This is a genomic window from Comamonas sp. SY3 (assembly GCF_041730275.1).
Lineage (GTDB): Bacteria > Pseudomonadota > Gammaproteobacteria > Burkholderiales > Burkholderiaceae_C > Comamonas > Comamonas sediminis.
The window spans coordinates 1-15014 of record NZ_JBGTYN010000003.1 but is presented as its reverse complement, the minus strand read 5'-3'; the positions used below and the strand labels follow the sequence as shown (position 1 = coordinate 15014).

The 15014-nt window shown below is 61.6% G+C and carries 7 protein-coding genes; all 7 read left to right on the top strand.

Annotation, left to right across the window (positions count from 1 at the left end):
• The first annotated feature begins 76 nt into the window (after positions 1 to 76).
• A complete protein-coding gene (locus ACCQ08_RS04970; protein ID WP_373449090.1) occupies positions 77 to 709 on the top strand; it encodes an ankyrin repeat domain-containing protein in 633 nt (210 codons plus the stop codon).
• Between the two features lie 364 nt (positions 710 to 1073).
• Positions 1074 to 2714, top strand: coding sequence for an SdrD B-like domain-containing protein (locus tag ACCQ08_RS04965; RefSeq protein WP_373449089.1), 1641 nt, complete (start codon positions 1074 to 1076; stop codon positions 2712 to 2714).
• Positions 2715 to 2803: 89 nt separating this feature from the next.
• Positions 2804 to 6238 (top strand): choice-of-anchor U domain-containing protein, encoded by a 3435-nt coding sequence (locus ACCQ08_RS04960; protein ID WP_373449088.1) that lies wholly within the window; start codon positions 2804 to 2806, stop codon positions 6236 to 6238.
• A 220-nt stretch (positions 6239 to 6458) separates the two neighbouring features.
• Positions 6459 to 7295 carry a rhodanese-like domain-containing protein gene (locus tag ACCQ08_RS04955; RefSeq protein ID WP_373449087.1) on the top strand — a complete coding sequence of 279 codons (837 nt, stop codon included), beginning with the start codon at positions 6459 to 6461 and terminating at the stop codon, positions 7293 to 7295.
• Positions 7282 to 10410: a hypothetical protein gene (locus tag ACCQ08_RS04950; protein WP_373449086.1), complete on the top strand. Its 3129-nt coding sequence runs from the start codon at positions 7282 to 7284 to the stop codon at positions 10408 to 10410. Before ACCQ08_RS04955 ends, ACCQ08_RS04950 begins: the two co-directional genes overlap by 14 nt.
• Positions 10411 to 10528: 118 nt before the next feature.
• Positions 10529 to 14695, top strand: a complete 4167-nt coding sequence (locus ACCQ08_RS04945) for an Ig-like domain-containing protein (protein WP_373449085.1) — start codon at positions 10529 to 10531, stop codon at positions 14693 to 14695.
• A gap of 121 nt (positions 14696 to 14816) precedes the next feature.
• The coding region (locus ACCQ08_RS04940) for a hypothetical protein (protein WP_373449084.1) at positions 14817 to 15014 on the top strand (198 nt) is incomplete at its 3' end.

Here is a 15014-nt window from a genome sequence, read left to right as displayed (position 1 = left end):
GGCCAAGGTGGGGCTCTGGCGGTATCGGTGTACATTGCGCGTTGGAGCGTGGTCACCCCGTCTCAAGGAGCCTTGCATGAGCCTGCCCTCGAAGTCCGCATGGTTTGCTGCCGCCAAGCGCTGGGATGCACGCTTGCTGGCCGCCTGGCTGGCGCAGGCGCCGCAGTGGGCCCAGGCGGTGGACGGCAAGGGACGCACCGCCTTGCAGGTGGCCTGCGGCGTATCGCCGCAAAACGCCCATTCGGCCGATACCAATGGTCTGGAAACAGTGGCCACCTTGCTGGCCGCTGGCGCGCCGCTGGAGGCCCAGGCGCCGATGGGCGAGTGCAATGGCGATTTTCGCGCCACCGCGCTGTGGTTTGCCGTCTCCCGGGGCGAGAACCTGCCACTGGTCAAGCTGCTGCTCTCGCACGGTGCCGATGCCAGCTACTCCCTATGGGCCGCCGTGTGGCGCGATGACGAAGCCATGTGCCGCACGCTGCTGCAATCCCGGCCCTTGCTCAACCTGCGTGAGCATGGCGAAACCCCTGTCTTCTATGCCGCCCGCCTGGGCCGGCTCAAAACCCTGGAACTGCTGCTCGACGCCGGCGCCGATGTCTCCGTGGCCGACTTCAAGGGCCGCGACGCGGTCGATATCGCCGTGGCGCGGCGCCTGCCGCAGGCACTGATCTACCGTATGCAGCAGTTGCGGCAGCCTCGGCTGGCCTGAGGGGGCTGCTGCGCAGCGCTTTGCCCTGGTCTTGGCGCGGACTGGGCATTGATGGCGCTGTCTTGGTTGATATTGGCTGCAAACGCCTCACGACCGCATTGAGACCCTCATCCACTCCACTCTCCAAAGCAGCTGCGTGCCCCACGGTGAAACTGTAAGCGTTCCTCAGGCAGCCTTTTGAGACCGTTGTGCCTGCCTAACTCTTCGTCAGTTTCATGTAAGTGTTGTCAATTCAAATGCGCTACCAAATGCAATAAAACTATCAATAATTAAATATAAGTAGTTATTGATTATTTAGATGCATTTTGATGGGCGCGGCATTCCGTTGCGAGTGGGCCCAGCTCCGCCAGATGGGACACTGAGAATGTATAGAAAATTGAGGGGCCGCCCGCTGTTTACCAGCTGGGCGACGGTGGTGGGCATGTTGTTTCTGGGGCTGCTGTACTCGATCAGCAGTGCCTTTGCGCAGGCAGCGGATGCCGTGTGTGCAGAAGTCAAAATTGTCATCGAGCAAAAGCTTTCGCTGGAGCGCCAGGCGTTTGATGCCAAGATGGTCATCACCAATGGCCTGGCAGACCAGAAGCTGGAGAACGTCTCCATCGAGCTGAAGTTCCTCGATGCCAACAACAACCTGGTGGTTGCCACGTCGGACCCGAATGCCCAGGGGGCCACCTTCTTCTACCGTACCGACCAGGTGACGGGCATCACCGGCCTGCAAAACGGTGTCATCGCACCCAAGGCGGTGGCCAACATCAACTGGCTCATCATCCCCGCGGCAGGCAGTGGCGGCAGCAACCCGCAAGGCGCTGTGTACTACGTGGGCGCCAAGGTCAGTTACACGCTCGATGGCAAGGACGATTCGGTTGACGTGGCGCCGGAATCCATCGTGGTGCGCCCCCAGCCAGAGCTGGTGCTGGATTACTTCTTGCCGCGCGATGTGTATGCCGATGACGCATTCACACCAGAGACCGAAGCGGCAGAGCCCTTCACCTTGGGGGTCCGAATCAAGAACCAGGGTGGTGGCACCTCCCACAAGACCAAGATCGACACGGCCCAGCCCCGCATTGTGGAGAACCGGCAGGGCCTGGCGATCAGCTTTCAGATCCTCGGCGGCTATGTCGGCGACCAACCAGCAGGCAAGAGCCTGCTTTTGGACTTTGGGGATATTGAGTCTGGTACTTCCAAAATGGGCCGCTGGTCCATGGTTACGAGCCTCGCAGGCAAGTTTGTCGAGTTCAATGCCAGCTTTACCCATGCAGATTCTTTGGGCGGCGCCGTCACCTCGCTGATCAAGGACGTGCGCACGCATACGCTGATCCAGGACGTGCGCGTCGATCTGCCGGGGCGCGACAAGGTGCGCGACTTCCTCGCCAAGGATGGTGACGTCTACCGGGTCTACGAATCCGATGGCGCAGACACCGAGGTGCAGAACCAGACGGCATTGGCACAGATGACCGTGCAGGGCAACAACGCCAGCCTGCGCTTTAGCCCGGTGACCCAGGGCTTTGCCTATGCCCGGGTGCCCGATCCTGCGCGTGGCGCCAAGCTGCCGGTCCAGGTCACCCGTGCGGATGGTTATATCGTTCCTGCAGAAAACGTCTGGCTGTCCAAGGAGCGCAATGAAGACCTGAGCTGGAGCTACTTTCTCAATATCTTCGATGCCAATACCAGTGGCCAGTACAGCATTGGCTTTGTAGCTGGCGCGGCCGAGGCCAGCATTGCCGGCGTGGTGTACCGGGACAGCAATGCCAATGGCCTGCGCGACAGTGGCGAGCCCGGCATCCCCGTGACCGAGATCAAACTGAGCGGCACCCAGGCCAGCACGGGCGCCGCCGAGCTGCAAACGGCGTATACCGATGCGCAGGGCGCGTTCACCTTCACCAATCTCAAGCCGGGCGTTTACACCCTGGTAGCCGGTGTCAGCGATGGCCTGGTGGATGGCACAGCGCTGGCGGCTCTGCGGGTGGGCAGAGTGAGGCAGGCAAGTTCAGCAGCATTGAGCTGACCGCAGGCGCTGCCGCATCCGGCTATCTGTTTGCCAAGCGCGCTGCCACGCCAGACAACCCCGACCCCGAGCCCAAGGCCGACCTGAAGGTGGCCGCCGGTGCCACCCCCGCGATCGTCAAACGCGGCGACAAGTCCACCGTCACGATCACCGCAGAAAACCTGGGCCCGGCAAGCGCTGTGGCGACCACGGTGAATGTGGAAATTCCAGCTGGCCTTGCGCTGCTCAGCCACTCGGCTGCCGTGGGCAGCTACGCCAATGGCGTCTGGACCCTGGGCGATATGGCCACACGTTCCACCGCGATATTGACCTTGGACGTGCAAACAACCAAGGACAGCAGTGCCAAGGAGTTTGCGGTCGCCGCGCGTATTGGCTCGTCCACCAAGGACGACATCACCAGCAACAACAGCGCCTCTACCTTGATCCGCATCCAGGCCAGTGAGGCAGTGACTGCCACGCAAATCGCAGACCAGGGTATGCGCGTGCTGGCCTATATCGGCTGTGCTGCAGACGAGGCCTGCGCCGCGCAAAAGCGCCAGACCGCGCAAACGGTGCTGGCCGCTTTCGACAGGGAGGCCGACATCGCTGCCACCGCAGCTGATTTCCAAAAGGCGCTGCGTGCAGGCGACTTCAGCCTGCTGTGGCTGAGCGGACCGCTAAGCGATTTGAGCGCCAAGCTGCAGGAGGAAGTGCGTGCCGCTGTGCTGCGCGGTGCTTCGCTGGTGGTGGACGGTGCTGCCGATACCCCTCTGCGCGCCATTGCCGATATGTGGGGCAGCTATGCCGATCAGCCGTTGCCTAGTGCTGCTCTGCAGTTGGGCACTAACGCGCTGCCGCTCACCAACCCCAACTGGGCTTTGGTGGCCGATGCGCCGGCGACCACTGAGCTGCGCTACGCCAGCGGAGAAACCGCCGCCGTGCGCAGCAGCTATGGCAAGGGCCAGGTACTGGCGATGGGCTTTGACAGCCTGGGTGAGCCGCTGAGCGGCACGGAATGGACAGCATGGCTCCAGGCCCAGATGGCGCTGAGCAAGCCCAAACTGGTAGACCCGATGCTGGCCGAGTCCAGCGTGTATGTGCGCACCGTCATCAACAATGGCGACGACAAGGCCCGCCAGCTGACCTTGAACACCGCCTTGGCCAACGGCGCCCAGCTGCTGTCATCCAAACCTGCGGCTGCCGTCAATGGCGATCAGCTCAGCTGGCCGCTGGATCTGGCAGCAGGAGCAACACAGACGGTGGAGCTGTGGCTGCAACTGCCCGCGCAGGCACAGGCCTTTAGCCTCGAATCGCAGCTGCGCAATACCGCCAATGCGGTGGTGGTGGACAGCTGGTCGCACAACCTGCGCACCATTGCACAGCAGCAGGCGCAGGCCAATGCACGCGCCGCAGTGCCCGCCATTGCGGGCTTGGCCGATGCAGACAAAGCCCAGCTGCTGGCCCTGTTCGACCAAGCAGCCGAAGCTGTCCAGCAGCAAAAGCTGGGCGATGCGATTGCGGCGCTGGTGCAAGCGCAACAAAAACTGCGTGCGCTGCCGCAAGGTGCTGGGCGTGATGCGGCATGGCAGCCCGTAGCGCAGTGGATCGGCCTGGTATCGGCCGCCTGGAAGGACGATGGCTCTGCCACCAAGAACTGGACCTTGGCCATCAGCAGCGGTAACCAGCAGGTTGCCCAAGTAGGCACTGCGTTTGCGGCGCCGCTCCAGGTGCGTTTAGCAGATGAGAATGGTGCCCCGGTAGCCGGTCAGTCCCTGCGGTTTACCGCACCTGCCAGCGGCGCCACTGCGGTGTTCAGCAACGGCACTGCCGCCTTGCAGGTCAGCACCGACGCCCAAGGCCTGGCGAGCACCGATGCCATCACCGCCAATGCCGTCGTGGGCGCCTACCAGGTGCTTGCCAGTGTGGATGGCGTTAGTACCCCTGCCAGCTTTGACTTGCGCAACAGCGATGCGGCAACACCCATCTTGACCTTGCAGCGGGTGGCGGGCGATAACCAGACCGCACAAGTGGGCCAAGCCTTTGCCCAGCGCTTGCAAGCCAAGGTGGTGGATGCGCAAGGCGCAGCCGTGTCTGGCCAAGTGGTCGTGTTTGCGCTGCCAGCGGCATCTGCCGGCACGGCAACTGCCAGCTTTGCTGATGGCTCCCAAACCGCCAGCGTCTCCGCCGATGCCCAAGGCCTGGCGATCTCGCCAGTACTGACGGCCAACGGTGCCGAGGGCAGCTACCAAGCGCGTGCGACGGCGGTGGGTGTCTCCGGTGAGCTGGCCTACGCGCTCACCAACACGGCGCAGCCAGTGCAAGTGCTCCAGCTGCTCGGCGTCTCTGGCAGCGGCCAGTCGGCCCCTGTGGGCGCTGCCTTTGCGCAAGCGCTCAAGATCAAGCTGGTGGATGGCCAAGGCGTAGGCGTGGCCAACCACAGCATCCGCTTCGAGCTGCCGTCCAGCGGAGCCAGTGCCACGTTTGCAGGCGGCGCTTTGCAAGTAGAGGTACAGACCGATGCGGATGGCTTTGCCAGCTCGCCGCTGCTCACCGCCAACAATATTGAAGGCAGCTTTGATGCACTGGCCAGTGCCGCTGGCGTGGCAGACAGCTTGCAGTTTGCCTTGACCAACACAGCGGCAACCGCGCCGGTGCTGAACCTACAGGTGGTGGCTGGTGGCGGCCAGTCGGCGGTGGTCAATACCGCCTTTGCCGAAGTGATCCGGGTCCAACTGGTCAACGGCCAGGGTGAGCCTGTAGCAGGGCGCGTGCTGAGCTTCAGCATGCCCGCCAGCGGTGCCGGTGCCGTCTTTGCGGGCGGCGCGCTGTCCGTACAGGCCACCACTGATGCACAAGGCATGGCCGCATCGCTGATGTTCACCGCCAACCCAACCGTGGGTGACTACGAAGTCGTGGTGACCACAGCCGGTGCGCCTGATGTGAAGCTGGGCCTCAAGAACACCCCGGCGCCTGCGGGCGACAAGCAAGTCACCATCCCCACGCCAACAGGCACGGGCTCGCTCAAGGCCTGGGTGACGGGTGGGGGCGCTAGCTGCCACTTCAATCCTGACAAGACCGCCGTCAAGCGGGCGCAAGGTTGGCTGCCGCTGTTTGATGTGTTGCTGTTCCCGCATGGCGTGTTCGAGTACGAGCTGGTCGGCTGCGACGTGGGCAGCACTGTGACCATCACCACCGAGTGGCCCAACCTGTTTGGGGTGAGCAACTACATGAAGTACGGCCCCACACCCACTTCGCGTGGCCGCAGCCTTTGGTATGTGCCCAAGAACCTGAAGCTGGAGGGCAACCGGGTGAGCTTCACGATCACCGATGGTCAGCTGGGTGACGACGACCTGGTGGCCAATGGCGTCATCAAGGACCCAGGTGGCCCTGTTATCCAAAGCGGGCCCTTGCCCACCGATGAGCAAGCCGTGCCGGTGCCGGGCCTGGGTTGGCTGGCGGTGCTGATGCTGTCGCTGCTGACCGGTGTGGCGGCGTTGGCCGGGCTGCGACGCAAGGGCGTGCTTGGAGATGGCCATGGCCGCTAAGCACATGGCGTGCGGCCCCAGGTGGGGCACGCACGCTGCACTGGCCATCTTGGCCAGTGTGGGCCTGGGTGGCACAGCCAGAGATGCGACTGCAGTCTCCCCGCCGCCGGCCCCCTGGGTGGGACCGGCGCCAGTGTCCTCAGCACAGTCCCAGGACTTGGGCTGCTCGGCAGCGCGATATGCAGACCCAACCACAAACGCAGCTGCGCCGGCATGGCCGGTGCAAGCTGCACCTGTGGCGCTGGACCAGGCCTGCTGGATCAGCGCTACTGAGGCGGCTGCTACGCACCCCAGTACCCAGCCCCCCACCTTGGTGGATGTGCGCCCGCGCAGCCTGCAACGCGCAGCACCCATCGCGCGCGCTTTGCAGCTGGAGCTGTCCGACATCGCCAGCAAGCGCTTTTTGCAGCAAACGCCCGTGGTGCTAGTTGGCACCGGGCTCGACAACGCCGATGTGGACCAGGCCTGCCGTCAGCTGCGCCAACAAGGCTTTACCCAGTTGCAGGCAGTGCGGGGCGGAGTCCGGTCATGGCAAGCCGCGCAGGCGGGGGCAGCATCGAGCGGGCCCTTGCTGCAGCCCTTGGATGCGCAGACCTGGATAGCCGCTCTGGGCCAGGGCATGCAATGGACGGTGATCTCCGCAAGTGAAGCCATGCAAGGTGCGCCCCAGGCGCAGTGGCCTGTGCCGCCCGAGCAGCTGGTCGCAGTACAGGTTGAAGGCAAAGAGCGCGACGCCATGCTGGTGGCCACCATTGCGCGCGCCTACCGGGACAGGGTCAAGCGGGTAGGCCATACCGGCTACGCCCAGGCGCTGGTGGTCATCTCCGATGGTGTGGTCAGCGATGCCTTGCGTGCGCAGGTCGAAGCGGCCTTGGTGCCCACCGCCGATGCATCCAAAGCGGGCCGTTCCGCCAGTGCGACCAGTACCGCAATGGCCAGCTTGCCGGCCTATTGGCTCAACGGCGGCTGGCCAGCCTATGCACAGCAAGTGGCCCAAACCGCAGCCATCCAACAGACCGCCAACCACCGGCTGCAAGCGCCGTGTGGACGCCTATGAGCGCCAACAAAAAATGAGAAATACCGGGGGAAGCATGTACCAACAACAATCACCATCTTCACTGCTCCAAGCTGCGGCCTGGGCACGCAAGGCCTGGCAGGGCTTGCAGATGCTGGGCCTTTGGCTGATGCTGCTCTGTGCGGCCCAGCCAGCCCTGGCACAAACGCCAGTGACGGGTGTGATCACCAGCAACACAACACTGCGTGCAGCGCAGTCGCCCTATCTGTTCCAGGGCGATGTGATGGTGGACAACAACGCCACCCTGAGTATTGAGCCCGGTGTCACCATCCAGATGGCAGCGGCGGCCAGCTTTACTTTGAAGCGGGGTGCACTCCAGGCGGTGGGCACTCCCAGCCTTCCCATCAAGATCACCTCGGCATCTGCCACACCCGCTGCCGGTGACTGGCGGCAATGGCGCTTCACCGCAGGCACCAACCAGGCGCTGACGCAACTGGGCCATGTCGCTATCGAATACGGCAGCGGTGTGGCGATTGAATCGGCTTCCCTCGTCATCAACAACACCGCCATCAACCACCACAGTGGGCCCGCCATCAGCATGGACCTGGCCTCGTCTCCGGTCGGTACCGGCAACACCGCCAATGGCAACTCGCTCAATGCAATCTCTGTGCCTGCGGGCACCATTCGCACGCAGGTGGTCTGGGGCATCGTCGGTATCCCTTACCTGGTGCAGCAAGGTCTGGTGCATATCGGCCAAGCGCCTTTGGCGCTGGAGCCGGCCAAACTCAAGCTCAGCCCCGGTGTGGTGGCCATGCTGCGCGTCTCGCTCAACGCACCAGCCCCCGCAGGCGGCACGCTGATCGATGTCAGCAGCAGCGTTCCTTCGGTCGCGTCGGCCGTTACCCGGGTCACCGTGCCTGAGGGACAAACCAGCGCCGATCTGGAGGTGCAGGCCAGCAGCCTGGGCACTACCAAGATCACCGCCAGCCATGCCACCTTGGGCATGGCGGAAACATTCATTGAGGTCGCGAATTTACCGCCTTTGGGACTGGTGCCTATAAACGCAACAGTCGGCGTTAACCAAAATCTCACCATGACTTTGTCATTGCCAACGCCCGCTACATCCAATGTTGAGGTGCAGTTGGATAACGCAGATGTTTCCGTGATTTCCGCACCTAGAGATCTGTTAATACCAAGTGGGCACAGCAGTAAGACCTTTGAAGTAATGGGCCTAGCCGACGGTATAGGTCGCTTAAGGGCACACGCAGACGGATATCGCAGTGCATGGTCCACCATCAACGTGCGTACAAGATCTTTGGTACTTCCATCGAGCTTGCTGGTCGCGCCTGGGGCGACTACGACCGTGATTTTAGAGACAACTGAGCCCGCACCTGAGGGAGGCCTCAATGTCAGTTTGGGTTTGGCCCAAACTGATATAGCGCAGATTCCCGCAACCGTGTTCATACCGTCTGGTGAGAGGCAAGGGAGCTTTTCGCTTCAAGGTCTCAGCACTGGCCTCACAACATTGACAGCGACCGCCTCCGGCTACCTCACCACACAGACTGCTCTACAAGTGGATGCAATTCGCCTAGAGACCACTCCTTTGGGTGATTTTGTGATGGACGTGAATATGAGTCGAACGGTTCGAGTGCATATAGACAATTTTGCACCGAAGGGCGGAATCGTCGTCAAGGTAGCAAGCCGCGATGAGGCTGTTGCGGTGGTCAATCCACAGGAGCTTTTCATCCCGGAAGGGCAGATGTTAGCAACAGTTCCAATTACTGTCAGTGCTGCGGCGGCCCAAGGAAAAACAGCTATTGATATTACGTCACCTGGACTAGCTACTAAATCTTTGAATGTGCATATTCAGGGGGCTGCTGCTTTGCGGGTCGGTCGCGTAGGAGGCAGTAAGGCTATTGTGGGCAAAGGGCTGTACAGCTATGCCTGGGATGAAATCTATGTTGAGAGACTGATCAATGGCGTAGCTAATAACAGTACAGAACCGTTGACAGTGAATATGCGCTGTTCTGATCAAAGTTTGTGCGAGACACCGCAGACGGTCACTATCCCAGCAGGACAAAGCACGGTTTACTTCAGTGTCACAGGTATAGAGCTAGGTTCAACGTATTTAGAAGCTACCGCTGACGGCACGAGTGCTGCTAAGCCTTTTCCGGTGGATGTGATCACCCCATCTTTGGATATAGTGAATTTGGACAACGAACGAACAACATCGAGCGACAAGGATGAATTTTTTGTGCGGATAACCGTGCCAGGTGCTCGGAATATGTTTTATCAGTTTCCAAAAATTCCGTTGGTAGTGAATTTGAAAATTACGGACCAAGTTCCTAGTGAAATAATCAGTGGAATTTATGATGCGGCAGGTAATCCAGTTCAGAAGATAATCATTCCGACTGGATGGTTTATCTCGGAGCCCGCTTATGTCGCTCAACCGATAGCAGTAGGTACATACCAAGTCAGCGCCGAAATAACAGGGTTGGTAAGTACAAAATCATGGGTGCAAAGAATTACAGGTGGTCCAAATCGACTGGAACTGATTACAGTGGATGACAGTAAGCCTGTGGTTGGCAAAAACTTGACTACCCACCCGGCTGATTTGTCCGTGCTGCGATTTGCGGGAGGTGAACTTGATAACGGTTCAGATGACCTCATAGTAAACCTGCGCTGTGCGGATGAGCGCATTTGTTCGGTTCCGTCGACGGTCACTATTCCCGCCGGAGATCATGCTGCGTCATTCAGTTTGACGGGAGTGGACCTGGGCTCAACCCAGATCATAGCTACAGCGGCGGGGCTTGATACGTCCCTCCTTAGCGTGGAGACGGTGAGTGCCGTACTAAGACTGCACAATGCCCCTGCTAGTGTTGACGTGGGGCGCGTACATGAATCTATGTATGTATCAGCGCAGGTGCCAGGAGGGACTAGAGGTTTTCTCCAAACTCCATCCGACCGTATTTCTGTTGACTTCTCTAGCTCCGAAACGTCTGTAGGTACCACGACTGAGACGGTGACTTGGTTTAGGGGTAGTTGGTCCTCTCTCCGCCCCACCTTCACCGCCATATCCCCCGGAACCACCCAAATAACAGCCAGCAGCCCCGGCTTTGTACCGGCGACCAGCGGCGTGATCACCGTCAACCCATAAGAAGGAGAAGACCATGCAACTCTCCCACATCACATCGTTATTCTCCCGGCAAGCGTGGGCATCACTCTGCCGCAGGGCGGCAACGGCGGGTAAAAGGCACAGCCAAACCATCGCAGCAGTGGCACTGGCAGGTACCGCGCTGGCAGGCGGTGCCGTCGCACTGGCGGCAGGCAATGCCAAGCTCAGTATTGCCGATGGTGTTGTCGTTAAATTTGGCGAAGGCGCTGGTATCAATGTGCGTGACCAGCTGCAAACGGGCGCCCAGGTGCTGTTTACCAGCCAGTTCGACGACAGTGCCATTGCGGCCACCAACCCGCAGCCTGGCACGGCAGAAGCAGGCGATTGGTTGGGCGTGCTGGTCGAGGCAGCTGTGCCTGCGGCTGGCCTCAAACTCGATGGCCTGCAGATTCGCTATGCCGGTGGTACGGCGGGCTTGCCCAGCTATATGGACGGGGGCGCTGGTCTGGTCGTGCATGGCGGTGCTTACAGCTTCAACCGCTTGCAGCTCAGCCACAATGCCATCGGCATTCGAGTAATCGGCAGTGGCAGCCCCAGCATCAGTGCATCGCGCATCACCCACAACGAGGTGGGCCTGTTGGCTGAGCAAGGTGCAACGCCTTCTATCGCTGAATCCGATATTTCCGCCAATACCCAGTTTGGTGTGCGCAACACCCAGCCCGCTGCCGTCGTGCAAGCGCGCAGCAACTGGTGGGGGCATGCCAGCGGCCCCAAAGATGCGGTGGGCAACCCTGCAGGCCAGGGCAATGCCGTCAGCACCGGGGTGGACTATGGCAGCTATCTGGGGGCAGAGCCGGTGCTGAACTGCACGATGGCGCCCACCCAGGGCTATGTCACCCGGGTTCGCAATGTTGAGCTGGTCCTGGAGTGCCCGCAGGCAGCGCAGTACCGCATCCAGGAATCGGATCAGTTTGGCGATTCACTGCCTTGGCAGGCGATGGCAAGCCATCCGAACAAGGTGGTCTACACCTTGTCCAGCGGCGGTGGCGACAAGATGCTGTATGTGCAGTTCCGCACGGCGCAGAACAAGACCAACCAGTTCTCGCTCAGCCAGCCCATTGCCTATGCGCCTGAAGGCCCTGTGGTGCAATTCAGCCAACCTGCAGCAAACGCGGTGCTGGAGCAAGACACCACCATTGCGGTTACGGCCAGCGATGCTGAGAGCCTGCGGGATGTGGAGATCTTGGTGAACGACAAGCGCCTGGCGCTGCTGAGCGCCGCGCCCTATCAAGTGCAATGGTCCTTGGTGGGTGTGCCCAACGGCAATTACACCCTCAAAGCCAAGGCTACCAATACCGCCGGCTTGAGCAATACCGCCACCCGCACCGTCCAAGTACAAAAGCAAGGCGGCAATGGCCCGACCATCACCGCCAGCGTTGCCGGCCAGGCGCTGCAAGCCAATGCCACGATCACCCAGCCAGGCACGTTGTCGGTTACTGCAGAAAGTGCCGTGGGTGTCACCAGCCTCAAGGCTGCCGTCAACGGCGTGCAGATTTTTGAGCGCAGCTATGGCAAAGCCAGCCCCGTCACCCACAGCCAGATGGTGGACTTTGCCCAGCTGCCCAATGGCAACCACAGCTTCAGCATCACCGCGACCGATGCCGATGGCATTGTGGCAGTGCTGGATATTCCTTTCACCCTCAATCTGAGTGCGCCTGCCGCTCCGGTCATCACCCAGCCAGCGGCAGGTACGGCCGTGGCCGTTCCACAGTTGAATGTGACGGGCACAGCGATGCCGGGATCGCAGCTGCAGCTGTTCTTGAATGGGCAGGCATCGGGTGCGCCTGTCGCCGTGGGCGCCAATGGCAGCTTCGCGGCCCGTATCAGCTTGCCGGGCGAAGGCGCGCACCAGATCGAGGCGACGGCCAGCAACTCACGCGGCACCAGCCCCAAGAGTGCAGCGGTCACGGTCACCTATGCCAGCGCGCCACCCAGCATCAGCTTTGTGGCGCCCGCGCCCAATGCGGTGTTGTCCAGCGCGGCCACGATCACCGCCGTGGCTTCTGCCCCAGCAGGCATTGCCAAGGTAGATATCTACGCCAATGATGTGTTGCTGGCATCGCCCACCCAAGCGCCATACAGCGCGCAATGGGCGGCTAATGCGGCAGCCGATGGCAGCTATACCTTGAAGGCCGTGGCTACCTCAGCCGCAGGCAAGACCGCGCAGGCCACCCGTGTGGTGACGGTGCAAAACGCTGCCGTCGTGCCGGAGGTGCCCAAGACGCCATACACCGGCACGGTGGCCAATATCAGCCCTGCACTGTCCTATGGAGCGCAAAGCATTGTCATCACCGGCGCTGCCGTCACCCGCGATACCGCGCAGGCCATCCCCAATGCTGCGCTGCGCATCGTGCTGGATATCGCAGGCTTCAAGCGCCGCATCAATATCGCGACCGATGCGAGCGGCAATTACCGCTATGAGTTTGTACCCGCTGCCAATGACAACGGCACCTATGTCGTCTCGGTGGTTCACCCCGATGAAACCGCCACGGCTGAGCAAGGGCGCTTCACGATCAACCGCCTGAGCTTCAACCTCTCCAGCTACAACCTGACGGCGGCGCGCGATTTTGCGAGCAACATCACCATCCAGGCGCGTGCCAGTGCCGGCACGGGCGTGGAGGGGGTGCGCTGGGCCGTTGTGCCGGCCAACCAGCCCAGCGGCAGCCTGCCGCCAGGCATCAGCGTGGATGCAGGCCCTCCTGTCAATATTGCCGCCGGTGCCTCCGTGCCCATGGTCATCAAGTTCACCGGCAGCGCTACGGCAGGTGAATCGGGCACGGTCGTCCTTACCGCCTTTGCAGCCGATTCAGGCGATACGCCGCGCGGCACATTCAGCATCAACTACAAGCTGGTGCAAGCCCGCCCTGATCTGTTTGCCAAGCCCACGTTCATCGAGACCGGCGTGCAACAAGAAAGCTCCGTCACCGAGAGTGTAGTCATCGGCAACCGGGGCCTGGTGGCTGCGCAGAATGTGCAGGTCAAGCTGGTAGACAACAGCGGCAACCCGCCGCCTGCCTGGGTGTTCCTGGCCAGCGGCAACCAGATCGGGGCCATTGATGTGGGCGGCGAAGTGCCCATCCAGGTGACGGCCAGCCCAGACAAGAGCGTGGCCGATGGCATCTACAACTACAAGCTGATCGTCACCGCAGGCAACAGCGGGGATGGCGTCATTCCGGTATCGGTGGCCGTGACCCAAAGCGGGCAGGGTGGGGTGAGCTTCCAGATCACCGATCTGTTTACTGGAACCCTGGGCGCAGACAACCAGCCCATCAAGGGTGTGACCGGCGCGCGCATCCGCCTGCAAAACGATGCCGTGCTCACCTATCTGCGCACACTCACCACCGATGCGGAAGGCAAGGCTGTCGTGACCGACCTGCCACCAGGCACCTACACCTACCGTGCCAGTGGCCCGCGCCACTCTGACAAGACCGGCCGCATCTTTGTGCGCCCGGGCATCACCACAACAGAGCGGGTGCACCTGCAGTACCAGACCATCAGCATTGATTTCAGCGTCACGGAAACCACCATTCCTGATGTTTACGACATCAACCTGGAGGCCACCTTCCAGACCCAGGTGCCCGCACCTGTGGTGCTGCTGGAGCCGCTGTCCATCAACCTGCCCGAGCTGCAAATTGGCGAGGAGCACACCGGCGAGCTGACCTTGACCAACTACGGCCTGATCCAGGCCGAGGACGTCGTCTTCAAGCCGCCCCAGTCCGATGAGTACTACCGCTACGAGTTCTTGGCCGACATCCCCAAAGTGCTGGCAGCCAAGCAGCGCGTAGTCATCCCCTACCGGGTGACTGCCGTCAAGCTCCACCCCAAGGGCATTGGCTTTACCAGTGCCAAGGCGGGCGACTTCACCACTGTGCAACGCGCCCTTGCCAACACCTTCAGCAGCAAGGCATCGAGCTGCTCGTCCTACAGCGTGTGGGCCACGGCCGAATGCTCGTTTGAATGCGTCAACGGCGAGCGAGAGAACCGGGTGGTGTTCTCCCAGTACAGCCGCTTGGTCGGCACCGGTACATCCTGCACCGGCGGAGGTGGCGCTGGAGGAGCGGGCGGTGGTGGTTGGGGCGGCGGCGGAGGAGGCGGCTGGGGCGGTGGCTCTGGTGGAGGAAGCGGCACCCAACTGCCTCTGGCGCCACAGTGCACACCCCATTGCCGGGGTGAGTGCTGCGCTGGTGCGGGTTCCGGCCCTGGCGGTGGTGGCGGGGGCGGAGGAGGCGGTGGTGGATCTGGCCCCGCTGGCCCTGGCAGTAGCTAAGCCTTCAGCGCCTGAACAACCCAATCAAAAAACACTGGCCATCAAGCCTTGCTGCCGCACAAAGCCGCAGCAAGGCCAGGCAACAGCCCATGCCAGGCCAAGCAATACGAGGGAACGAGATATGACAATGACAAAGAAAAACACAGCGGGATTAGCGACTGCTGCGGCAAAGACTGCAGCACTCACCAATGCAAATGAGGGCACCCCTGCTAAGCACCTACTGCGCACCAGCCTGCTGGTCGCCGCTTTGGGCTTAGCCAGCGTGGCCTCCGCCCAAGGCATCTCCGGCATCGGCGCCTTCGTCCCCAACACCGAGCTG